Origin of the sequence: Pseudomonas putida (genome assembly GCF_050990305.1) — a bacterium.
GTDB classification, from domain to species: Bacteria; Pseudomonadota; Gammaproteobacteria; order Pseudomonadales; family Pseudomonadaceae; genus Aquipseudomonas; species Aquipseudomonas putida_AH.
Window position 1 is genome coordinate 3,636,412 of the sequence record NZ_CP158817.1, and the last position, 22,492, is coordinate 3,658,903.

Here is a 22,492-nt window from a genome sequence, read left to right on the forward strand (position 1 = left end):
ACAGTGTCGAGTGACGCTCTCAAACCGGATGCTTCAGTCAATATGGTCGACTTTCGCTAAATGACACAGCGCTCTTGCAGCACGTTTTTCGCCAGCGCCCGGGTCACCGATAAAATGCTGTCCAGTTGTTGATCCATCGCTGAGCTGGTTGACGCCACGGGGCCGACCTCGAGAACGCGCAGCGTGTGACCGCAGACCGATCCCAGCCATGCAAGGCCCGGCATCGGGCCCATTTCGATGTCCAGTAAAAAACAGCCCTTGGCGACGCAACGCAGCAGTTGGCTGGCATCACACCGGGGAATTTGCGTCTCGGATCCGGCTCGCAACCAGTCAAGCATCAACGCCGTGGGCTGCGTGACGACCAGGCAGGCCACCTGGTCCCAGTCATCAATCGTCAGGTGCAACTTGTCGATCATGTCGTCGGGCAGCGCGGCGCTGATCACGATGACGACGCCTGCGCCTGGCGTAGGTTCTTTGAGCCAGGTGGCGAATTGCGATATCGCGTGCATGGTGGGACTCCCTGTGTGGTTCGGGCGCGAGTCTTTATTGCATGAACACTGTTGGCACTAACGACCCGGCCCCTGTGGGAGCTGGCTTGCCTGCGATAGCGATTTAAAAGTCGACATGAGTACTGACTGAACCACCGCCATCGCTGGCAAGCCAGCTCCCACAGGGCTGAGTATCTATCCCATTGCTCAACCGTTACGAAACAGGAAACTGTAGGCGTTCAGCGCCGGCACACCGCCCAGGTGGGCGTAGAGCACTTTGGAGCCTTCTGGAAACTCACCCCGACGCACCCGCTCGATCATCCCGTGCATCGATTTGCCCTCGTACACCGGGTCCGTCAGCACCCCTTCGAGGCGACCGCACAGGCGGATCGCTTCCAGCGTGCCTTCGTTGGGCAAGCCATATTCCGGATAGGCGAAACGCGTATCGAGCACCACATCGTCCTCGGTGATCTCGCGTCCCAGGTCCACCAGCTCGGCGGTGTGCCGGGCGATGCGCAGGATTTGCGCCTTGGTTTTCTCAGGCGTAGCCGAAGCATCGATGCCGATCACATTCTTCGAGCGACCGTCTGCGGCAAAACCGACGACCATCCCGGCCTGGGTGCTGCCGGTCACCGAACAGACCACGATGTAGTCAAACTTGAAGCCCAGTTCCTCCTCCTGCTGCCGCACTTCCTCGGCGAAACCGACGAAGCCAAGGCCGCCATAGGGGTGTTCGGAACAACCCGCCGGAATTGGAAACGGCTTGCCACCAGCCTCCTTCACATCGCTCATGGCCTTTTCCCAACTCGGCCGAATGCCAATGTCGAAACCTGCTGCATCCAGCCGCACATCCGCGCCCATGATCCGTGACATCTCGATATTGCCGACCCGGTCGTACACGGCGTCGGAATAGTTCACCCAGTTTTCCTGCACCAGCACACATTTCATGCCCAGGTGAGCGGCGACCGCAGCGACCTGGCGGGTCTGGTTCGACTGGATGCCACCGATGGACACCAAGGTGTCGCAGCCTTGATCGATGGCTTCGGGAATCAGGTACTCGAGCTTGCGCGTTTTGTTCCCGCCAAAGGCCAGGCCGCTGTTGCAGTCTTCGCGCTTGGCATACAACTGGACCTTGCCGCCCAAGTGCTCGCTCAGGCGCTTCAAGGGGGTGATGGGAGATGGACCGAAGGTCAACGGATAACGTTTGAAACGATTCAGGTTCATGGCGCTATTCCTTGAAGATTGGGGTATCCAAGCGCTGTCGCCAGGGCTTCGATGGATCAATCTTAGGAAAAAACCTGAAAATTTGTGTTGCAAACTTACCCGCATTTTCGAAACATTAATCACACTTATAATTCGATTAATGCCTTTTATTGCGTGTAAAACACTATGAACGCAACAAACCAACAAAAGAAATCCAACAACAAAGCCGTAGAGCCTGCACAGCTTGACCGTACCGACCGCGCCATCCTCAAGGCCCTGCAACAAGACGCGTCCATCTCCAATGTGGCACTGGCGGAAAAGGTCAAACTGAGTGCGCCGGCCTGCCTGCGGCGCGTCGAGCGGCTCAAGCAGGCCGGTCTGATCAAGGCCATCGTGGCCCTGCTCGAACCCCAAGCACTGGATGCAGGCATGGTGGTGCTGATCGGGGTTGTGTTGGACCGCTCCACGCCGGAATCCTTTGCCGCCTTCGAAGCCGCGGCGCAAAAGGTCTCGGGCTGCATGGAATGCCATGTGGTGACTGGCGAATTCGACTACTTCATGTTGATACGGACCAAGGACAGCCAAAGCTTCAACCGGCTGCACGCCGAGCAATTGCTGTACCTGCCGGGCGTGCGGCAGATCCGCTCGTTCATGGGGCTGCGCCAAGTGCTGTCGACGCCGCAGATCCCCCTCTGAAACCCTGCCATGGACTTTGTAGGAGCAGAGCTTGTGTGGCGAGGGGATTCATCCCCGTTCGAGTGCGAAGCAGTCGTAAAACCATGGTATGCGGTGAGTCTGATACACCGGAGGTTTAGGTTTTGGGGCTGCTTCGCAGCCCAGCGGGGATGAATCCCCTCACCACACAAGCTCTGCTCCTACAAGGGTTGTGTCAGGCATTGGCGTTGCCAGAGCGGATAAACGAGTACCGGTCGATGTCCGTCCGCAACTGCCAACCCTGGGCTTGCCAATAACGCGCAGCGGCCTCGTTGGTCTTGAACACATCAAGGTGGCACTTGAGGATGCCCTGCTGCTCCAGGCTCGATAGGCAACACTCGACCAAGGCATTGGCGATCCCCTGGCGTCGAAACGCCGGCAACACCAGCAAATGCTGCAAATAACCTCGGCGTCCGTCATGCCCGCACATCACGCAGCCACACAATGCACCGTCGATTTCAGCCACGAAACTCATCTCGGGGTTGCGTTGCAGATAACGGGCGGTCGACTCGCGAGAGTCGGCATCGCGCAGGGAGATGCCGGGGGTGTTGCGCATGAGGTCGATGACCGCCTCGTAATCGTCCAGGGTCATGACTCGGATTTTGAACATGGGATGGCGCCGGTTGAAGGTCGGAAGGCGCAGGCTAGCAAACGTCGCCCGTGGGGTGTGTGAAGTTGTCGAGTCAGGGGTTTGTATCCTTGTGTAGGTTTGCCCGGCGCAACTACACAGGGATACATAACGCGGGCTTCAAGGACACATGCCGCGTACATGAAGGTGAAAAAGTGCAGCCGTCGCCCTTCGGGGGTCTTCGATCGAAGGCCACCAGGGCCCAAGCACCGAAAATCTTCAGGAGACTCCCATGATCAATCAAATCGAAACCGTGCTGTACACCGGCAAGACCGTCACCAAAGGCGGCCGCCTGGGCGAGTCGCGCAGCGACGATGGACGCCTGGACGTCAAACTCTCCCCGCCGGGCTCTAACGGCAACGGCACCAATCCCGAACAACTGCTGGGGGCTGGCTGGTCGGCCTGCTTCATCGGCGCCATGGGCAAGGCCGCCACAGCCTTGAAAGTGAACTTGCCGGCTGACGTCAGCGTCGCCACGGAGATCGACCTGGGCAAGACCGACACGGCGTTTTTCCTCCAGGCGCGCCTGAATGTCAGCCTGCCAGGTATTGACCCGGTGCTGGCTCGCACCCTGGTGGATACAGCGCACCAGACTTGCCCGTACTCCAAGGCGACCCGCGGCAACATCAACGTCACGATCAACCTGGTTTAACCCGCACCCCTCCCCTGTAGGAGCGAGCACGCTCGCGATGGACGTTAACGATAACGCTGGCCGCCTGATGCCCCGCGGTGTCTGTGCCTCCATCGCGAGCGTGCTCGCTCCTACACAATCACCATCAACCTGATTTAACCCGCACCCCAACCTTGTAGGAGCGAGCACGCTCGCGATGGACGTTAACGATAACGCTGGCCGCCTGACACCCTGCGGTGTTTGTGCCTCCATCGCGAGCGTGCTCGCTCCTACACAATCACGATCAACCTGGTTTAACCCGCACCCCTCCCCTGTAGGAGCGTGCACGCTCGCGATGGACGTTAACGATAACGCTGGCCGCCTGACACCCTGCGGTGTTTGTGCCTCCATCGCGAGCGTGCTCGCTCCTACACAATCACCGTCAACCTGGTTTAACCCGCACCCCTCCCCTGTAGGAGCGAGCACGCTCGCGATGGACGTTAACGATAACGCTGGCCGCCTGACACCCTGCGGTGTCTGTGCCTCCATCGCGAGCGTGCTCGCTCCTACAGAAAGCAAAAATGCGGTGTGCCCCTGAACATCGCGAGCAAGCCCTACAAAAATCGCGGGCATTAGAAAGCCCGCACAAGGCGGGCTCTAGTGGGTTTAGTAGGTGGCCAGCGCTGGTCTCTGGCTTACGAGGTTTATCAGGACTCCCACAGCAACAGCAATATGCGCTGTCCTGCTTCACACGGCATAAGGGCTGGATCTCAGCGCGGAGATCTTTCTAACCGTGTACCCTTCGGAGCGCGCCCCACGCGTCCTCGCTATCCGCTTGCGCATCAGTCTGCGTTTTCACCTACAAATTCAAGATTAGCAAAGGCCCTGGAAAACGGTGCGGCGTTTTTAGACCGATTTCTTTTTTGAGCAAAAGCGGCTGTGCAGAAAAATGCTATGGGCGCCTGCCTCACAACGTCCGCTGACTATTGCCAATGCCCTTGGCAATATCGATCCCCCAATCCATCGCCGCCTCCATGTCCAGCATATGAGGCTTGGGGTCGTGGTTCTCGTCTATCACCGAACCATCGGGCCAGTAGACTCCGATAAACATGCCCAACGAACCGTCTTTGAGAATTTCGGCTTTGACCCTGATGCTGCATCCGTTCGACAGCGTTTCCTTATGTTCGATATGGCGTTCAGTCATGGCGGCTTTCCTCCCATCGCTGGATTCAGACCTTATGGCAATGCTAGCTCAGCCCCGCAAATGCGCTGATTCCAGGCGCGGGCGGCCACGCCTGACAGCGGCGTAATGCCACCTATACTACAGGCCACCTCCCCCCAAGGGTCTGCATCTCCAACAATAACAAGCAGAGGTGGAACATGGTCTGGCAGCAAGTCTACGATCCGTTCAACAACCCGATAGTTTCAACCCTTCTGGCCGCGGTGCCTGTGGTGGTGATGCTGGCCGCCCTGGCGTTCTTCCATGTCAAGGCGCACCTGGCGGCATTGCTGGCCCTGGGCTCGGCGCTCGTCATCGCTATCTTCGCCTTCGGCATGCCCGCCAATATGGCCGGCTCAGCGGCGTTGTACGGAGCGGCCAACGGCCTGTTGCCGATCGGCTGGATCGTGTTGAACATCATCTTTCTGCACCGGCTGACCACCGAAAATGGCTCGTTCAAAGTGCTGCAGGACTCCCTGGCACGGATTACCGATGACCGCCGCCTGCAACTGCTGCTGATTGCCTTCTGCTTCGGCGCCTTCTTCGAGGGCGCCGCCGGCTTCGGTACGCCGGTGGCGGTAACCGGGGCGATTCTGATCGGGTTGGGTTTCTCGCCGCTGGCCGCTTCCGGCCTGGCGCTGATCGCCAATACCGCGCCCGTGGCGTTCGGCGCACTGGGCACGCCAATCATCACCCTGGCCAAAGTCACCGGGCTGGATGAAATGGAGCTGTCGATGATGGTCGGTCGGCAACTGCCATTCTTCTCGGTGATCGTGCCGTTCTGGCTGATCTGGGCCTTCGCTGGTTGGCGCAAGATGCTGGAAATCTGGCCGGCGATTCTCGTGGCTGGGGTCAGTTTTGCCATTCCGCAGTTCCTGGTTTCCAACTATCACGGGCCGATGCTGGTGGACGTGATCGCTGCACTGATTTCCATGGCCTGCCTGACCGGTTTCCTCAAGGTCTGGAAACCGGCCACCGTGCACACTTCCGCAGCGCTTACGGGGCGGGTCGATAACTCGAAAATAGCCGAAGAGCACGACGAGAAACCCGTCGCCAGCGCGGCGTTCGCCAACGAAGCCAAGCCAGCGGTGATGCGCGCGTGGATGCCGTGGATCATTCTCACCGTGTTCGTATTCGCCTGGGGCACCCAGGGCTTCAAGAACATGTTCGACACCCGTCCTGCGATTGATCCGGCCACCAGTACAGCCAAACTCGACCCCCAGGGTAAACCGTTGCGTGAAGCCAATCCGGTATTCGCCCCGGTCGTGACCTTCACCACCATCCATCAGCAGATCGAAAAAGTGCCACCCGTGGTCCCGGCACCGAAAGTCGAAGAAGCGGTGTACAAATTCACCTGGTTCACCGCCACCGGTAGCGGCATCTTGCTGGCGGCGATTGTCGGCGGCTTACTGATGGGCTACTCCATCCCGCAGCTGATTCAGCAATACCTGCGAACGATCTGGGTCGTGCGCTACTCGCTGATCACCATTGTCGCCATGCTTGCTCTCGGGTTCCTCACCCGTTACTCGGGGCTGGACGCGACCATGGGTCTGGCCTTTGCCGCGACGGGGATTTTCTACCCCATGTTCGGCACCTTGCTCGGTTGGCTGGGTGTGGCGTTGACGGGCTCGGACACCGCCTCCAACGTGCTGTTCGGCGGGCTGCAACGGGTCACTTCCGAGCAATTGGGGCTCAGCCCGGTGCTAATGGCCGCCGCCAACAGCTCCGGTGGTGTGATGGGCAAGATGGTCGACGCCCAATCCATCGTGGTCGCCTCCACCGCCACCCGCTGGTACGGCCATGAAGGGGAAATACTGCGTTATGTGTTCTTCCACTCGATCATCCTGGCGATCCTGGTTGGCGGCTTGGTGACGCTGCAGGCCTATGTGGCGCCGTTCAGTCATATGGTGGTGGGCGGACATTGACTCGCCCCCAATCCGAACCGATCACCCGTCTCCTGTGGGAGCGGGCTTGCTCGCGAATGCGGTTTGACAGTCAACACTGATGTCGGCTGACACACCGCTTTCGCGAGCAAGCCCGCTCCCACAGGGATAGGATAGTTATTGGTTTGCGGAAACAGACCTCACATAACTACAAAACGAGTGTCGTACGCCGATGAACATTCTCTACGACGAACGCGTCGACGGCGCCCTGCCGGATGTCGATAAAAACGCGTTACTGCACGCCCTGCAATCGCGGTTGCCCGAACTGGAAATCCTGCATCAGCAGGAGGAACTCAAGCCGTACGAATGCGATGGCCTCTCGGCGTACCGCACTACGCCGATGCTGGTGGTGCTACCCCGCACGATTGCCCAGGTTCAAGGGGTGCTGCGCCTGTGCCATGAGCGACACGTAGCGGTGGTCGCCCGGGGGGCCGGCACCGGGTTGTCAGGCGGCGCCTTGCCCCTGGAAAAAGGCGTATTGCTGGTGATGGCCCGCTTCAACCAGATCCTGCACATCGACCCTGCTGCCCGTACCGCGCGGGTCCAGCCGGGAGTGCGCAACCTGGCGATTTCCCAGGCCGCCGCGCAATACGGCCTTTACTACGCCCCTGATCCCTCATCGCAAATCGCCTGTTCCATCGGCGGCAACGTCGCCGAAAACGCTGGCGGCGTGCATTGCCTGAAGTACGGCCTGACTGTGCACAACGTGCTGAAAGTCGACATCCTTACCGTCGACGGCGAACACCTGAGCCTGGGTTCCAACGCCCTCGACTCGCCGGGCCTGGACCTGCTGGCCCTGTTCACCGGCTCCGAAGGCATGCTTGGGGTAATCACCGAAGTCACAGTCAAACTGCTGCCCAAACCCCAGTCCGCCAAGGTGCTGCTGGCCGCATTCGATTCGGTGGAAAAGGCCGGCCGGGCCGTCGGCGACATCATTGCCGCCGGCATCATCCCAGGGGGCCTGGAGATGATGGACAACCTGGCCATCCGCGCCGCCGAAGACTTCATCCACGCCGGTTACCCGGTGCAGGCCGAGGCCATTCTGTTGTGCGAACTCGATGGCGTGGAAGCCGACGTCCACGACGACTGCACCCGAGTGCGTCAGGTACTGGAACAGGCCGGCGCCACCGAAGTCCGTCTGGCCCGTGACGAAGCCGAACGCGTGCGGTTCTGGGCCGGGCGCAAGAATGCCTTTCCGGCGGTAGGCCGCTTGTCGCCGGACTATTACTGCATGGACGGCACCATCCCTCGTCGTGAGTTGCCCGGCGTGCTGAAAGCCATCGCCGAACTGTCGGCCGAATTCGGCCTGCGGGTGGCCAACGTGTTCCATGCCGGTGACGGCAACATGCACCCGCTGATTCTGTTCGATGCCAACACACCGGGCGAACTCGATCGCGCCGAAACCCTGGGCGGCAAGATCCTGGAATTGTGCGTGAAAGTCGGCGGCAGCATCACCGGTGAACACGGCGTGGGCCGCGAGAAAATCAATCAGATGTGCGCACAGTTCAACAGCGACGAGTTGACCCTGTTTCATGCGGTCAAGGCCGCGTTCGACCCCAGCGGCCTGCTCAACCCCGGCAAGAACATTCCAACCCTGCACCGCTGCGCCGAATTCGGTGCGATGCACGTGCATGCAGGACAACTGCCCTTCCCTGACCTGGAGCGTTTCTGATGCACGGTACAGGCGATATGGAAGACAGCAGCGCACTGCTCGAACAGGTCAATCAGGCGCTGGAAAACACCACGCCGTTGCGTATTCAGGGCGCCAACAGCAAGGCGTTCCTCGGCCGTATCGGGGCCGGCGAAATACTCGATACCCGCACCCACCGTGGCATCGTCAGTTATGACCCGACTGAGCTGGTGATCACCGTGCGCTGTGGCACACCGCTGGCTGAGCTGACTCAGGTATTGGACGCCGCCCAGCAAATGCTGCCCTGCGAGCCGCCCGCCTTCGGTGACGGTGCCACCGTTGGCGGCATGATTGCCTGCGGGCTGTCGGGGCCACGGCGGCCGTGGGCGGGCTCGGTCCGGGACTTTATCCTGGGCACTCGGGTCATCACCGGCCTTGGCAAGCACTTGCGCTTTGGCGGCGAGGTCATGAAGAACGTCGCCGGTTACGACCTGTCGCGCCTGATGGCCGGCAGCTACGGCACATTGGGCCTGATCACCGAGGTCTCACTCAAAGTCCTGCCCAAACCCCGGCAAACCTTGAGCATCAGCCTGGACATGAACAGCGAGCGCGCCTTGCAGCAGTTGGCGCAATGGGGCCAGCAACCTTTGCCGATCAGTGCCGCCTGCCATGACGGTGAGCGCCTGCACCTGCGCCTCGAAGGCGGCGAAGGCTCGGTGGCGGCGGCCCATGAGCGCTTGGGTGGCGAATGGTTGGACAACACCTATTGGGCCGATCTCAATGAACAACGCTTGCCCTTCTTCGATGAAGACCAGCCGCTCTGGCGCCTGTCACTGCCCAACAACACGGCGAAACTGTCCCTGCCTGGCCGCCAACTGATCGACTGGGGCGGCGCCCAGCGCTGGCTCAAGTGCGACGCCGAAGCGGCCTTCATTCGCAAGGTGGTCGATGAAGTCGGCGGGCACGTGACCTGCTACAGCCACGGCCTGGTCGACAGCCCGTTCCAACCGCTGCCAGCGGCCCTGATGCGCCTGCACCAGAGCCTCAAACGCCAGCTTGATCCCCGGGCAATCTTCAACCCAGGTCGCCTGTACGCGGAGCTTTGAACCATGCAGACCACCTTGAGCGAAACCGCCCGCCGCCTGCCCCGCGCCGAAGAAGCCGACAGTATCCTGCGCACTTGCGTGCACTGCGGCTTCTGCAATGCCACGTGCCCGACCTATCAATTGCTCGGCGATGAACTGGATGGCCCGCGCGGGCGCATTTACCTGATCAAGCAGGTGCTGGAAGGCAACGAAGTCACGCAAAAGACCCAGCAGCATCTGGATCGCTGCCTGTCGTGCCGCAACTGCGAAACCACCTGCCCGTCCGGCGTCGACTACCACAACCTGCTGGACATCGGCCGCGCGGTGGTCGATGCCGCCGTACCACGTCCGATCGGCCAGCGCTTGCTGCGCGAGAGCTTGCGCTCGCTGGTGCCGCACCCCGATCTGTTCAAAGGCCTGGTCAACAGCGGCCAGGTGTTCCGGGCCTTGTTGCCCGAGGCGCTGCAAAGCAAATTGCCGCGCAGCACAGTGCCCGGCAAGCCACGTCCCGTTGTGCGCCATGCACGTCAGGTGCTGATGCTCGAAGGCTGCGTGCAACCGGGGCTATCGCCCAACACCAACGTGGCCGCTGCCCGGGTGCTGGATCGACTCGGGATCAGCGTCACCCCAAGCCGCGAAGCCGGTTGCTGCGGCGCGGTGGACTATCACCTGGACGCCCAGGCCGCCGGCCTTGACCGCGCTCGCCATAACATCGACGTGTGGTGGCCGATGATCGAAAAAGGCGCCGAGGCCATCGTCCAGACCGCCAGCGGTTGCGGCGCCTTCATCAAGGACTACGGCCACCTGCTGGCCAGCGACCCGGTCTACGCCGAAAAAGCCAGGCGCGTCAGCGCGCTGACCAAGGATTTGGTCGAGGTACTGCGTGACGAACCACTGGAAAAACTCGGTATACACAATGCCCATCGCCTGGCCTTCCATTGCCCCTGCACCTTGCAGCACGCGCAAAAACTCGGTGGTGCGGTGGAAAAAGTTCTCGAACGCCTGGGTTTCAACCTGACCTACGTGCCTGACAGCCATCTGTGCTGCGGCTCGGCGGGCACCTATTCGTTGACCCAGCCCGAGCTGTCACGGCAATTGCGCGACAACAAAATGAACGCCCTGGAAAGCGGCTACCCTGAAGTCATTGTCACGGCCAATATCGGTTGCCAGGCACACTTGGACGGCGCCGGGCGCACGCCGGTCAAACACTGGATCGAAGTGGTCGAAGCCGCATTGCCCTGAACCTGGAGATCACCGATGAACAGTAAAGCCGTGCTCAGTCAGACCGAAGTCGGCCAGATCCTCGCGGCGGCGCGCAACGCTGCGCAAACCCACCAATGGTCGGTGACCATCGTGGTCGTCGATGACGGCGGCCATCCCCTGGCCCTCGAACGCCTCGACGGCGCCGCGCCCATCACCGCCTACATCGCCACGGAAAAGGCCCGGACCGCTGCCTTGGGCCGTCGTGAATCCAAAAACTATGAAGAGATGGTCAATGGCGGGCGCACGGCTTTCCTGTCTGCACCGTTGCTGACGTCCCTGGAGGGTGGCGTGCCGATCATCGTCGATGGTCAGGTGATCGGTGCCGTGGGTGTGTCCGGGGTCAAGGCCGAGCAGGATGCGCAAGTGGCGAAAGCCGGTGCGCAATCCCTCAAATAAACACCCTTCCCCTGTAGGAGCGAGGCTTGCCCGCGAAGACAATCTTCAGGGCGCTAAAAGCTTCGCGGGCAAGCCTCGCTCCTACGGGTATAGCGTTCAACCGACCAGAGAGGATGCGCACAGATGCCCCGTCTCACTGCGAAAGACTTTGCCCCGCAACTGCTGGAACTCTATGACTACTACGCCCATGGCCTGATCAACCGGCGCGAGTTTCTCGACCGGGCGGCGTTGTTCACCTTTGGGACCATGACCGCCAGTGCGCTGCTGACCGCGTTGAGCCCCAACTATGCGCTGGCCGAGCAAGTCGAGTTCACTGACCCGGACATCCTCGCCGAATACATCACCTACCCTTCGCCCAAAGGCCACGGCAACGTTCGCGGCTATCTGGTGCGCCCAGCGAAGGCCACCGGTAAGGTCGGCGCGGTGGTGGTCGTGCATGAAAACCGTGGGCTCAACCCCTACATCGAAGACGTCGCCCGGCGTTTGGCCAAAGCCGGTTTCATCGCCCTGGCCCCCGACGGATTGAGTTCGGTCGGCGGGTACCCTGGCAACGATGAAAAGGGCAAGGCACTGCAAGAAAAAGTCGATCCGGAAAAACTCATGAACGACTTTTTTGCCGCCGTGGAATGGCTGATGAAACACGAGGCCGGCAACGGCAAGGTGGGCATCACCGGGTTCTGTTATGGCGGTGGCGTCACCAATGCCGCGGCGGTGGCTTACCCGGAACTGGGTGCCGCGGTGTCGTTCTACGGTCGCCAACCCGACGCCAAGGACGTCCCCCAGATCAAGGCACCGCTGATGCTGCACTACGGCGAGCTGGATACGCGGATCAACGAGGGCTGGCCGGCTTTTGAACAAGCCCTGAAGGCTGGGGGCAAGACCTATGAGGCCTATATCTATCCCGGCGTGAACCACGGTTTTCACAATGACTCCACGCCGCGTTACGACGAAGCCGCGGCGAAGCTGGCGTGGGATCGAACGTTGGGGTGGTTCAGAAAATATCTGGTTTGATTGAAGGGCCTCTTCGCGAGCAGGCTCGCTCCCACAATTGATCTGTGACGGGCTCTACATTTGAACCCGACACAGATCCCCAGTGGGAGCGAGCCTGCTCGCGAAGGCGTCAGAACAGCTAATGATTATTTCGGTTGTGCCACCGTGCGCAGATAGGGTTTGAGAGTCTTGAAGCCATCCGGGTATTTCTTCCTGGCATCCTCATCGGACACCGACGTCGGAATGATCACATCCTCGCCCGGACGCCAGTTCACCGGGGTGGCCACGGTGTGTTTGGCATTGAGTTGCAGCGAATCGAGCAACCGCAGCACTTCATCGAAATTGCGTCCGGCGCTCATCGGGTAGATCAGCATCGCCTTGATCTTCTTGTCCGGGCCGACAATGAATACCGAACGCACGGTGGCGTTGTCCACGGCCGTGCGCGCACCACCGCTGGCATTGGGGTGGATCATGTCGTAGAGCTTGGCCACCACCAGGTTTTCGTCGCCGATCAGCGGATAGTTGACCGCGTTGCCCTGGGTTTCTTCGATGTCACCGACCCACTTCTCATGGTCACTGACCGGGTCGATGCTCAGGCCGAGGATCTTGGTGTTGCGCTTGTCGAACTCCGGTTTCAGTTTGGCCAGGTAGCCCAGCTCTGTGGTGCAAACCGGGGTGAAATCCTTGGGATGAGAAAACAGGATGGCCCACCCATTGCCGATCCATTCGTGAAAATTGAGCTTGCCTTCAGTGGTGTCAGCCGTGAAATCCGGCGCTTCGTCGCCAATACGGATTGCCATGTTCGATCTCCTTGCAGTGGTGGTCGTTGGGGGGAGCGAGCCAGTTAACGCGAACAGTATAGGAGAGCTTTTGTGAAGCCTTGGTCAGATCCTCAACCCAACAAGAAACTGTGGCGAGGGGATTTATCCCCGTTGGGCTGCGAAGCAGTCCTAAACTCAGACAACTTGGTTTTACTGAAAGGACAAAGGGGGCCGCTTCGCGACCCAACGGGGATAAATCCCCTCACCACAGGGTGTACTGCTTGAGAGCTACTCCAGCAACGCAATCAACTGATGACGCTGGGCATCGGTCAGCATCGGCCCAAAGCCCGCCCCGGCGTTTTCCGTCATGTAGCGCGGGTTGCCGGTGCCGGGGATGACGCAGGTCACCGCCGAGTGCGACAACAGGAATTTGAGCGCCAGTTGCGGCCAGCTCTTGACCCCGACTTGTGCGGCCCAACCCGGCAGGGGTTTGTCCTTGAGCCGAGCGATCAGCCCGCCTCCACCGAACGGCCGGTTGCAGATCACCGCCACGCCCCGCTCCCGACACAGCGGCAAGAGGCGTTTCTCGACGCCGCGATCGTCCAGGGAATAGTTGATTTGCAGAAAATCCAGTGGCTCGGACTTGAGCACCGCTTCCACCTCTTCATAGGCCGAGGCGGTGTAATGGGTGATGCCGATGTAACGAATGCGACCTTGATCCTTCAAGTGACGTAAGGTCGGCAAATGAATCTGCCAGTCCAGCAGATTGTGAATCTGCATCAGGTCGATGCGGTCGGTTCGCAGCCTTTGGAACGATTGTTCCATCTGCGCCATGCCTTCCTCGCGCCCCCGGGTCCAGACCTTGGTCGCCAGGAACGCCGGCGAGCGCGGTTCGTGGATCGACAGCAGTTCACCGGTGTTCTCCTCGGCGCGACCGTACATCGGCGAGCTGTCGATCACCGTCCCGCCCTTTTCGAACAACGCACGCAGCACCCCGGGCAATTGCTTGTAGGCGGGCTCCTCAGGGAGGACATCAAAACCGCGATAGGTACCCAGCCCGACGATGGGCAGTGGCTCGTTGCTCGAAGGAATGGCGCGGGTCTGCATGGTCTTGCCTCCTGCTCCCGTCGACAGCGTGGTTTGCGCAATCGCCGGAGCGAATGTGAAGACCGCCGAAACACCGGCAGCCAGCGTGAGAATTTCCCTGCGGGTAAAACCGTCCGCATGGCTCATGACCTCTCCCTCTCCCGCGGTTGCGACGCTGTCAGCAGCAGCTGGAAGCTCAGGGTCAGCGCCGACACGATCAAATCAACCATGGCGAAGAATTGCATCCGGCTGCCAGTATCAGCGTAGCTGCCAGTGACAATCCGTCCCTGCTCGAAATACAACAAGGTCGCGGCCCCGGTGTGCAGCAGCATGCTGCCGCCGATGCGCCGTTCGTCGATTAACCGACTGCCGGACTGCGACCAGGTTCATGACAGCAGCCCCCCGATAACAACGCACGGCGATTTCCAGCAGCAGCGCCAACCTCTCGGCAGGCCGCACGTCGAGCTATTGAGGCAGATGGGGCATCGGTGCCCTCCTTTACCGCCAGCTACACTTCGACAGCACCCCGGAGCCGTCAATGCCCACTAACGTTAGTCGAATGTCCCGTACCCTGGTCTTAGTCATCGTCCTGCTCGCTGCGCTGTACCTGGTGCTCTGTGCCGCGCTATTGGTGTTCCAACGCGCGCTCATCTACTACCCGCTGCCCCGGGCCGACGCATCGGCGCCGCTACTGAGCCTGCCCGTCGACGATGTGCAGGTGAACGTTTCGACCCGCCCGCATAAAGGCCCCAAGGCCCTGATCTATTTCGGTGGCAACGCCGAAGACGTCTCGCGCAGCCTGCCGGATTTCGCGGTGGCCTTCCCCGACTACGCGCTGTATTTCCTGCATTACCGCGGCTACGGCGGTAGCAGCGGTTCACCTTCCGAAGAAGCGATCGCCCGCGATGCCATGGCCCTGTTCGACAAGGTCTATGCCGATCATCCGCAAATCGTCGTGGTCGGGCGCAGCCTGGGTTCGGGCGTCGCCGTGCGACTGGCCAGCGTGCGCCCGGTGGCGAAGCTGGTGCTGGTCACGCCGTACAACAGCCTGGAAGAACTTGCCACCCGCCAGTTCCGCTGGTTTCCGGTCCAGTGGATGTTGAAGGACAAATTCGAATCCTGGCGCTATGCCGAGCACATTGCGGTGCCGACGCGGCTGATTGCTGCCGAGCAGGATGAAGTGATTCCGAGCTCAAGCACCCAACGGTTGCTCAGCCATTTCCCTGCGGGTGTTGCGACCTTGCAGGTGATTACCGGAACGGGGCACAACTCCATCAGCAACAGCCCCGAGTACCTCAAGGCATTATGGGAGGACCCGTAGGAGCGAGGCTTGCCCGCGAAGGCGTCGGCACCTTCAACATCGAGGTGTCTGGATACAAGCTTTCGCGAGCAAGCTTTGCTCCTACGGAAAGGCCATTCGCGAGATACAAAAAAAGTCCGGGCAAGCGCGACCACGCTTCCCGGACCAAAGGTTGCTACATGCTCTTTGAAACCCTGCACTCAAAACCGCGGCTTGACCGCCTTCCAATCCGCCTTGTACCGCTGCATCTGCTTCACATCATCGCGCTGGCGAATCCCGCAGGTCAGGTACTGATCGTGCAGCTTGCCCAGTTGATCGTGATCCAGCTCCAGGCCCAAACCCGGCGCCCGGGTGATTTTCACGCAGCCGTCGACAATCGGCAGTTTGCCGCCCTTGATCACCTCTTCATCCGGCTCCTGCCACGGGTAATGGGTGTCGCAGGCGTAATCCAGGTTCGGCACCGACGCGGCAACATGGGCCATGGCCATCAGGCTGATGCCCAGGTGCGAGTTCGAATGCATGGACACGCCCAGGCCAAAGGTTTCGCACATTTTCGCCAGCAACTGGGTATCGCGCAGGCCGCCCCAGTAGTGATGGTCGGCGAGGACAATCTGCACACTGTTCTGCGCCACGCTGCGGCGGAACTCGTCGAAGTCGGTGACCACCATGTTGGTCGCCAGCGGCAGGCCGGTGCGCTTGTGCAGCTGGGCCATGCCGTCCAGGCCCGGTGTCGGGTCTTCGTAATATTGCAAGTCATCGCCCAGCAGTTCGGCCATACGGATCGAGGTTTCCAGCGACCAGTTGCCGTTTGGATCGATGCGCAGCGGATAGCCGGGGAAGGCTTTTTTCAGCGCCTTGATGCACGACACTTCGTGCTCTGGCGGCAAGGTGCCGGCCTTGAGCTTGATGCTCTTGAAGCCATAGGCCTCGATCATGCGCCGCGCCTGGGCGATGATCTGTTCTTCGCTCAGCGCCTCGCCCCAATTGTCGGGTTTGTAGGGTGAATCGACGTGCTGCGCGTATTTGAAGAACAGGTAAGCGCTGAACGGAATCTCGTCACGGATCGCCCCACCCAGCAGATCGACCAACGGCACGTTAAGGTAGTGCGCCTGCAAATCGAGAAACGCCACTTCAAAGGCCGAGTAAGCATTGCTGACTGCCTTGCTGGCGTGGGAGCCAGGCGCCAGTTCCGCGCCGGCCAGGCTCGCCGGCTTGTTCGCCGCCACCGTGGCCTTGACGATGGCCCGCAGCTGATTGAGGTTGAACGGATCAAGGCCGATCAGCTGGCTTTGCAGTTGTTGCTGGATCGCCAGCGCCGGGGCATCGCCATAACTTTCACCCAGGCCGATGTAGCCGTTGTCACTCTCGATCTCGATGATCGAACGCAGCGCGAAGGGTTCGTGGATGCCGCTGGCGTTGAGCAAAGGCGGATCACGGAAGGCGATAGGGGTGACGGTGACTCGTGTGATTTTCAAGAGGCTGCTCCCGTTGGATCAGATTTCAGGGCGTTATGACTGAGGGGCTTTTTTGCTTTCGCACCTTCAAGGGGGCTGCCCCGAGGCGAGGTGCGGGCGAAGAAGATCACGATGGCCGCGACCAGTGACGTGGCGGCCAGGCCATACAAACCACCCTCGATGGAACCGGTGGTTTGCTCCAGGAAACCGAACGCGGTCGGGGCGACGAAGCCGCCGAGGTTACCGATGGAGTTGATCAAGGCGATCACCGCCGCGGCAATGCGTGCATCCAGATAGCCCTGCGGGATCGGCCAGAACAGCGCCGAGGCGGCCTTGAAGCCGATGGCAGCAAAACAGATGGCGACGAAGGCAAAAACCGGTCCGCCGGTGGTGGACATGAACATGCCGAACGCCGCGATCACCAGGGTCACCGCGACCCAGGCCTGCTGGTATTTCCACTTGCTGGCCATGGCGGCGAAGCCGTACATCGCGACGATTGAAATGATCCACGGAATCGAGTTGAACAGGCCGACCTGAAAGTCACCGAGGTTGCCCATTTTCTTGATCATGCTCGGCAGCCAGAACGTGGCGCCGTAGATGGTCAGGGCGATGGAAAAGTAGATAAAGCAAAACAGCGCGATCTGTTTGTCCGCCAGCAACTTGAACATCGATGGCTTGACGGTACGAGTGGCGTCACGGGCTTGCTGTTCCAGGTCGATGGCAGCGGTCAGTGCAGCTTTTTCTTCCTCGCTCAGCCACTTCGCCTGCCGTGGGTGCGATTGCAGCCAGAACCAGACGAACCCGCAGAGCACGATCGAGGCGAAACCCTCGATCAGGAACATCCACTGCCATCCGTGCAGGCTCAATCCATTGATGTGCAACAGCCCGCCGGACACCGGGCCGGAAATCACCGAGGCAATGGCCGAGCCACTGAGGAAAATCGCCATGGCCTTGCCGCGCTCGCTCGAAGGCAACCACTGGGTGAAGTAATAAATGATGCCGGGAAAGAAGCCCGCTTCAGCAGCGCCGAGGATGAAGCGCAGCACATAGAAACTGGTTTCCCCACGTACGAATGCCATCGCCATCGCGGCAGCGCCCCAGGTGAACATGATGCGGGTCAGCCAGGCGCGGGCACCGTAGCGTTGCAACAGCATGTTGGACGGCACTTCGAAGATCGCGTAGCCAACAAAGAACAGCCCGGCGCCCAGGCCATAGGCGGCAGCGCCTATCCCTAAGTCGGTTTCCATGTGGCTGCGCACGAAGCCGATGTTGACTCGGTCGATGTAGTTGACGATGAACATGATCACGAACAGTGGAAGGACGTGGCGCTTGACCTTGGCGGCAGCGCGGGCGAGCACATTCGGGTCGGGTGGACTCTGCAGGGTTTTCAAGGGGCAACTCCCGATCTTTGTTCTTTTTGGGATTGGTGTAGGCCTGGAGCGATGATGGACGCCTGCATTGATCCCGTCTAATCTAACTTGGCATTCGATTGATACCCGGATTAGATCAATGTTCGAACTGACTCAACTGCGCTGCTTCACCACTGTCGCCACCGAGCTGAATTTCCGCCGTGCCGCCGAACGACTGAACATGACCCAGCCGCCCCTCAGCCGGCAGATTCAGTTGCTGGAGCACCACCTGGGGGTCGAGTTGTTTACCCGCAGCACCCGCAGCGTCGCCCTCACCGCTGCTGGCCGGGCGTTCTTCATCGAAGCGCAGAACCTGCTCGAACGTGCCCAACAAGCGGCGGTCACCGCCCGGCGTTTTGCCGAGGGCGACATTGGTTCGGTCAATATCAGCTTCGTCGGCAGCGCGGTCTACGAGTTCCTGCCCAAGGTCATCGCCGAGGCACGGTTGACACAGCCCCACGTCAAAATCGACCTCTCGGAAATGAACACCTACCAGCAACACGAAGCCCTGCGCGCTCGCCGCATCGACCTGGGCATCGTCCGCGCGCCGTTGCTGGAGCCCGGTTACTCCACCGAATGCCTGGTGCGTGAGCCCTTTGTGCTGGCGGTACCGAGCAGCCACCGCCTGGCCACCAGCGAAACCGTGTCGGTACAGGACCTCGACGGCCAGCCGTTCCTGATGTATTCCCACGCCGCCTACCCGCCGTTCAACGAACTGCTGACCGGCATGCTGCGCTCGGCCCGCGTCGCCCCGGATTACGTGCAGTGGCTGGGCTCCTCCCTGACCATCCTCGCCCTGGTCAACGCCGCCATGGGCCTGGCCCTGGTGCCCCGCTGCGCCAGCAGCGTGGTGTTCAAGAACGTGGTGTTCCGCGACATCGACCTGGGCGAAGGGGTGCAGAGCGAATTGCACCTGATCTGGCGCGAGAACAACGACAACCCGGCGTTCGCGATGCTGCTGGAAGGCATTCGACGGGCTGTGCACGAGGGTTGGGGGTCGTAATTCACAGATCTCTTCAACAACGCACTCCCCCAGTAGGAGCGAGCATGCTCGCGATGGTGGTCAACGATGACGCTGGGTACCTGATGCCCCGCGTGGCCCTTGCGTCCATCGCGAGCATGCTCGCTCCTACAGCACCCAGCCCTAGCACCGCAATAAAAAAAGTGCATGCCGTGTTTAACCGTAGGAGCCGGCTTGCTGGCGATGGCGCCCGACCAGCCGATGAAAACTGTCACCTGATGGACCGATATCGCCAGCAAGCCGGCTCCTACGGAATATCGTCGAAGTCCTGTCGATTCTCCCACAGGGTTATGTGTTGCTCGTCATGAGCGGCACTGCAGTTGTAGGAGCGAGCATGCTCGCGATGGTGGTCAACGATGACGCTGGGCACCTGATGCCCCGCGTTGCCCTTGCGTCCATCGCGAGCATGCTCGCTCCTACAGCACCCAGCCCTAGCACCGCCATAAAAAAGTGCATGCCGTGTTTAACCGTAGGAGCCGGCTTGCTGGCGATGGCGCCCGACCTGCCGATGAAAACTGTCACCTGACGGACCGATATCGCCAGCAAGCCGGCTCCTACGGAAATTCATCGAAGTCCTGCCGATTCTCCCACAGGGTTATGTGTTGCTCGTCATGAGCGGCACTGCAGTTGTAGGAGCGAGCATGCTCGCGATGGTGGTCAACGATGACGCTGGGTACCTGATGCCCCGCGTTGCCCTTGCGTCCATCGCGAGCATGCTCGCTCCTACAGCACCCAGCCCTAGCACCGCCATAAAAAAGTGCATGCCGTGTTTAACCGTAGGAGCCGGCTTGCTGGCGATGGCGCCCGACCTGCCGATGAAAACTGTCACCTGACGGACCGATATCGCCAGCAAGCCGGCTCCTACGGAAATTCATCGAAGTCCTGCCGATTCTCCCACAGGGTTATGTGTTGCTCGTCATGAGCGGCACTGCAGTTGTAGGAGCGAGCATGCTCGCGATGGTGGTCAACGATGACGCTGGGTACCTGATGCCCCGCGTTGCCCTTGCGTCCATCGCGAGCATGCTCGCTCCTACAGCACCCAGCCCTAGCACCGCCATAAAAAAGTGCATGCCGTGTTTAACCGTAGGAGCCGGCTTGCTGGCGATGGCGCCCGACCTGCCGATGAAAACTGTCACCTGACGGACCGATATCGCCAGCAAGCCGGCTCCTACGGAAATTCATCGAAGTCCTGCCGATTCTCCCACAGGGTTATGTGTTGCTCGTCATGAGCGGCACTGCAGTTGTAGGAGCGAGCATGCTCGCGATGGTGGTCAACGATGACGCTGGGTACCTGATGCCCCGCGTTGCCCTTGCGTCCATCGCGAGCATGCTCGCTCCTACAGCACCCAGCCCTAGCACCGCCATAAAAAAGTGCATGCCGTGTTTAACCGTAGGAGCCGGCTTGCTGGCGATGGCGCCCGACCTGCCGATGAAAACTGTCACCTGACGGACCGATATCGCCAGCAAGCCGGCTCCTACGGAAATTCATCGAAGTCCTGCCGATTCTCCCACAGGGTTATGTGTTGCTCGTCATGAGCGGCACTGCAGTTGTAGGAGCGAGCATGCTCGCGATGGTGGTCAACGATGACGCTGGGTACCTGATGCCCCGCGTTGCCCTTGCGTCCATCGCGAGCATGCTCGCTCCTACAGCACCCAGCCCTAGCACCGCCATAAAAAAGTGCATGCCGTGTTTAACCGTAGGAGCCGGCTTGCTGGCGATGGCGCCCGACCTGCCGATGAAAACTGTCACCTGACGGACCGATATCGCCAGCAAGCCGGCTCCTACGGAAATTCATCGAAGTCCTGCCGATTCTCCCACAGGGTTATGTGTTGCTCGTCATGAGCGGCACTGCAGTTGTAGGAGCGAGCATGCTCGCGATGGTGGTCAACGATGACGCTGGGTACCTGATGCCCCGCGTTGCCCTTGCGTCCATCGCGAGCATGCTCGCTCCTACAGCACCCAGCCCTAGCACCGCCATAAAAAAGTGCATGCCGTGTTTAACCGTAGGAGCCGGCTTGCTGGCGATGGCGCCCGACCTGCCGATGAAAACTGTCACCTGACGGACCGATATCGCCAGCAAGCCGGCTCCTACGGAAATTCATCGAAGTCCTGCCGATTCTCCCACAGGGTTATGTGTTGCTCGTCATGAGCGGCACTGCAGTTGTAGGAGCGAGCATGCTCGCGATGGTGGTCAACGATGACGCTGGGTACCTGATGCCCCGCGTTGCCCTTGCGTCCATCGCGAGCATGCTCGCTCCTACAGCACCCAGCCCTAGCACCGCCATAAAAAAGTGCATGCCGTGTTTAACCGTAGGAGCCGGCTTGCTGGCGATGGCGCCCGACCTGCCGATGAAAACTGTCACCTGACGGACCGATATCGCCAGCAAGCCGGCTCCTACGGAAATTCATCGAAGTCCTGCCGATTCTCCCACAGGGTTATGTGTTGCTCGTCATGAGCGGCACTGCAGTTGTAGGAGCGAGCATGCTCGCGATGGTGGTCAACGATGACGCTGGGTACCTGATGCCCCGCGTTGCCCTTGCGTCCATCGCGAGCATGCTCGCTCCTACAGCACCCAGCCCTAGCACCGCCATAAAAAAGTGCATGCCGTGTTTAACCGTAGGAGCCGGCTTGCTGGCGATGGCGCCCGACCTGCCGATGAAAACTGTCACCTGACGGACCGATATCGCCAGCAAGCCGGCTCCTACGGAAATTCATCGAAGTCCTGCCGATTCTCCCACAGGGTTATGTGTTGCTCGTCATGAGCGGCACTGCAGTTGTAGGAGCGAGCATGCTCGCGATGGTGGTCAACGATGACGCTGGGTACCTGATGCCCCGCGTTGCCCTTGCGTCCATCGCGAGCATGCTCGCTCCTACAGCACCCAGCCCTAGCACCGCCATAAAAAAGTGCATGCCGTGTTTAACCGTAGGAGCCGGCTTGCTGGCGATGGCGCCCGACCTGCCGATGAAAACTGTCACCTGACGGACCGATATCGCCAGCAAGCCGGCTCCTACGGAATATCGTCGAAGTCCTGTCGATTCTCCCGCAGGGTTATGTGTTGCTCGTCATGAGCGGCACTGCAGTTGTAGGAGCGAGCATGCTCGCGATGGTGGTCAACGATGACGCTGGGTACCTGATGCCCCGCGTTGCCCTTGCGTCCATCGCGAGCATGCTCGCTCCTACAGCACCCAGCCCTAGCACCGCCATAAAAAAGTGCATGCCGTGTTTAACCGTAGGAGCCGGCTTGCTGGCGATGGCGCCCGACCAGCCGATGAAAACTGTCATCTGATGG

The 22,492-nt window shown here is 60.5% G+C and carries 18 protein-coding genes and 1 pseudogene; 10 read left to right on the forward strand and 9 right to left on the reverse strand.

The window, feature by feature from the left end:
- Positions 1-56: 56 nt before the first annotated feature.
- On the reverse strand, positions 57-509 hold the full coding sequence (locus ABTV22_RS16350) for a transketolase (RefSeq protein ID WP_433735537.1): 453 nt from the start codon (positions 507-509) through the stop codon (positions 57-59).
- A gap of 186 nt (positions 510-695) precedes the next feature.
- A complete protein-coding gene (locus ABTV22_RS16355; RefSeq protein ID WP_433735538.1) occupies positions 696-1,712 on the reverse strand; it encodes a 1-aminocyclopropane-1-carboxylate deaminase in 1,017 nt (338 codons plus the stop codon).
- Positions 1,713-1,877: 165 nt separating this feature from the next.
- Between ABTV22_RS16355 and ABTV22_RS16360 the strand changes: the two genes are divergently transcribed.
- Positions 1,878-2,387, forward strand: coding sequence for an Lrp/AsnC family transcriptional regulator (locus ABTV22_RS16360; protein ID WP_433735539.1), 510 nt, complete (start codon positions 1,878-1,880; stop codon positions 2,385-2,387).
- A 193-nt stretch (positions 2,388-2,580) separates the two neighbouring features.
- On the opposite strand, the gene ABTV22_RS16365 is transcribed toward ABTV22_RS16360, so the two are convergent.
- Complete coding sequence (locus tag ABTV22_RS16365) at positions 2,581-3,015, reverse strand: GNAT family N-acetyltransferase (protein ID WP_433735540.1); 435 nt, start codon at positions 3,013-3,015, stop codon at positions 2,581-2,583.
- A gap of 250 nt (positions 3,016-3,265) precedes the next feature.
- Here ABTV22_RS16365 and ABTV22_RS16370 point away from each other — a divergent pair, with 250 nt between their 5' ends.
- Positions 3,266-3,685, forward strand: coding sequence for an organic hydroperoxide resistance protein (locus ABTV22_RS16370; protein WP_433735541.1), 420 nt, complete (start codon positions 3,266-3,268; stop codon positions 3,683-3,685).
- A 925-nt stretch (positions 3,686-4,610) separates the two neighbouring features.
- On the opposite strand, the gene ABTV22_RS16375 is transcribed toward ABTV22_RS16370, so the two are convergent.
- Positions 4,611-4,847 (reverse strand): hypothetical protein, encoded by a 237-nt coding sequence (locus ABTV22_RS16375; RefSeq protein WP_433735542.1) that lies wholly within the window; start codon positions 4,845-4,847, stop codon positions 4,611-4,613.
- 176 nt (positions 4,848-5,023) lie between these two features.
- Here ABTV22_RS16375 and ABTV22_RS16380 point away from each other — a divergent pair, with 176 nt between their 5' ends.
- The 6 genes from ABTV22_RS16380 (at position 5,024) to yghX (ending at position 12,190) form a co-directional block, all read left to right on the forward strand.
- On the forward strand, positions 5,024-6,787 hold the full coding sequence (locus ABTV22_RS16380; protein ID WP_433735543.1) for an L-lactate permease: 1,764 nt from the start codon (positions 5,024-5,026) through the stop codon (positions 6,785-6,787).
- A 190-nt stretch (positions 6,788-6,977) separates the two neighbouring features.
- The gene (gene glcD, locus ABTV22_RS16385) at positions 6,978-8,477 is read left to right on the forward strand and encodes a glycolate oxidase subunit GlcD (RefSeq protein ID WP_433735544.1); all 1,500 of its coding nucleotides are present in this window, start codon (positions 6,978-6,980) and stop codon (positions 8,475-8,477) included.
- Positions 8,477-9,541: a glycolate oxidase subunit GlcE gene (gene glcE / locus ABTV22_RS16390; RefSeq protein WP_433735545.1), complete on the forward strand. Its 1,065-nt coding sequence runs from the start codon at positions 8,477-8,479 to the stop codon at positions 9,539-9,541. Before glcD ends, glcE begins: the two co-directional genes overlap by 1 nt.
- Positions 9,542-9,544: 3 nt before the next feature.
- Positions 9,545-10,762 (forward strand): glycolate oxidase subunit GlcF, encoded by a 1,218-nt coding sequence (glcF, locus tag ABTV22_RS16395; protein ID WP_433735546.1) that lies wholly within the window; start codon positions 9,545-9,547, stop codon positions 10,760-10,762.
- A gap of 15 nt (positions 10,763-10,777) precedes the next feature.
- Positions 10,778-11,179, forward strand: coding sequence for a heme-binding protein (locus ABTV22_RS16400; RefSeq protein WP_433735547.1), 402 nt, complete (start codon positions 10,778-10,780; stop codon positions 11,177-11,179).
- A gap of 123 nt (positions 11,180-11,302) precedes the next feature.
- Positions 11,303-12,190: a YghX family hydrolase gene (yghX, locus tag ABTV22_RS16405; RefSeq protein ID WP_433735548.1), complete on the forward strand. Its 888-nt coding sequence runs from the start codon at positions 11,303-11,305 to the stop codon at positions 12,188-12,190.
- Positions 12,191-12,315: 125 nt separating this feature from the next.
- Here yghX and ABTV22_RS16410 read toward each other — a convergent pair whose 3' ends face one another.
- The 3 genes and pseudogenes from ABTV22_RS16410 to ABTV22_RS16420 form a co-directional block, all read right to left on the reverse strand.
- Positions 12,316-12,969: a peroxiredoxin gene (locus ABTV22_RS16410; RefSeq protein ID WP_433735549.1), complete on the reverse strand. Its 654-nt coding sequence runs from the start codon at positions 12,967-12,969 to the stop codon at positions 12,316-12,318.
- A gap of 249 nt (positions 12,970-13,218) precedes the next feature.
- Positions 13,219-14,163, reverse strand: a complete 945-nt coding sequence (locus ABTV22_RS16415) for an aldo/keto reductase (protein ID WP_433735550.1) — start codon at positions 14,161-14,163, stop codon at positions 13,219-13,221.
- A 29-nt stretch (positions 14,164-14,192) separates the two neighbouring features.
- Positions 14,193-14,454: pseudogene (locus tag ABTV22_RS16420) on the reverse strand (MFS transporter); the annotation flags it as partial.
- A 100-nt stretch (positions 14,455-14,554) separates the two neighbouring features.
- Between ABTV22_RS16420 and ABTV22_RS16425 the strand changes: the two are divergent.
- Positions 14,555-15,337: an alpha/beta hydrolase gene (locus tag ABTV22_RS16425; RefSeq protein WP_433735551.1), complete on the forward strand. Its 783-nt coding sequence runs from the start codon at positions 14,555-14,557 to the stop codon at positions 15,335-15,337.
- Positions 15,338-15,516: 179 nt separating this feature from the next.
- On the opposite strand, the gene ABTV22_RS16430 is transcribed toward ABTV22_RS16425, so the two are convergent.
- On the reverse strand, positions 15,517-16,791 hold the full coding sequence (locus ABTV22_RS16430) for a glucarate dehydratase family protein (protein ID WP_433735552.1): 1,275 nt from the start codon (positions 16,789-16,791) through the stop codon (positions 15,517-15,519).
- On the reverse strand, positions 16,788-18,161 hold the full coding sequence (locus tag ABTV22_RS16435; RefSeq protein WP_433735553.1) for an MFS transporter: 1,374 nt from the start codon (positions 18,159-18,161) through the stop codon (positions 16,788-16,790). The genes ABTV22_RS16430 and ABTV22_RS16435 overlap by 4 nt, the downstream gene beginning before the upstream one ends.
- Positions 18,162-18,279: 118 nt before the next feature.
- On the opposite strand from ABTV22_RS16435, the gene ABTV22_RS16440 reads away from it, so the two are divergent.
- Entirely contained in the window at positions 18,280-19,182 is a 903-nt protein-coding gene (locus ABTV22_RS16440; RefSeq protein WP_433735554.1) for a LysR substrate-binding domain-containing protein, read from the forward strand.
- The last annotated feature ends 3,310 nt before the right edge of the window (positions 19,183-22,492 follow it).

Coding starts and splice junctions, on each gene's coding strand:
- ABTV22_RS16350 (WP_433735537.1), bottom strand. CDS start 509: ATGCACGCGATATCGCAATTCGCCACCTGGCTCAAAGAACCTACGCCA.
- ABTV22_RS16425 (WP_433735551.1), top strand. CDS start 14,555: ATGCCCACTAACGTTAGTCGAATGTCCCGTACCCTGGTCTTAGTCATC.
- ABTV22_RS16365 (WP_433735540.1), bottom strand. CDS start 3,015: ATGTTCAAAATCCGAGTCATGACCCTGGACGATTACGAGGCGGTCATC.
- ABTV22_RS16410 (WP_433735549.1), bottom strand. CDS start 12,969: ATGGCAATCCGTATTGGCGACGAAGCGCCGGATTTCACGGCTGACACC.
- ABTV22_RS16415 (WP_433735550.1), bottom strand. CDS start 14,163: ATGAGCCATGCGGACGGTTTTACCCGCAGGGAAATTCTCACGCTGGCT.
- ABTV22_RS16440 (WP_433735554.1), top strand. CDS start 18,280: ATGTTCGAACTGACTCAACTGCGCTGCTTCACCACTGTCGCCACCGAG.
- yghX (WP_433735548.1), top strand. CDS start 11,303: ATGCCCCGTCTCACTGCGAAAGACTTTGCCCCGCAACTGCTGGAACTC.
- glcF (WP_433735546.1), top strand. CDS start 9,545: ATGCAGACCACCTTGAGCGAAACCGCCCGCCGCCTGCCCCGCGCCGAA.
- glcE (WP_433735545.1), top strand. CDS start 8,477: ATGCACGGTACAGGCGATATGGAAGACAGCAGCGCACTGCTCGAACAG.
- ABTV22_RS16360 (WP_433735539.1), top strand. CDS start 1,878: ATGAACGCAACAAACCAACAAAAGAAATCCAACAACAAAGCCGTAGAG.
- glcD (WP_433735544.1), top strand. CDS start 6,978: ATGAACATTCTCTACGACGAACGCGTCGACGGCGCCCTGCCGGATGTC.
- ABTV22_RS16375 (WP_433735542.1), bottom strand. CDS start 4,847: ATGACTGAACGCCATATCGAACATAAGGAAACGCTGTCGAACGGATGC.
- ABTV22_RS16380 (WP_433735543.1), top strand. CDS start 5,024: ATGGTCTGGCAGCAAGTCTACGATCCGTTCAACAACCCGATAGTTTCA.
- ABTV22_RS16355 (WP_433735538.1), bottom strand. CDS start 1,712: ATGAACCTGAATCGTTTCAAACGTTATCCGTTGACCTTCGGTCCATCT.
- ABTV22_RS16370 (WP_433735541.1), top strand. CDS start 3,266: ATGATCAATCAAATCGAAACCGTGCTGTACACCGGCAAGACCGTCACC.
- ABTV22_RS16400 (WP_433735547.1), top strand. CDS start 10,778: ATGAACAGTAAAGCCGTGCTCAGTCAGACCGAAGTCGGCCAGATCCTC.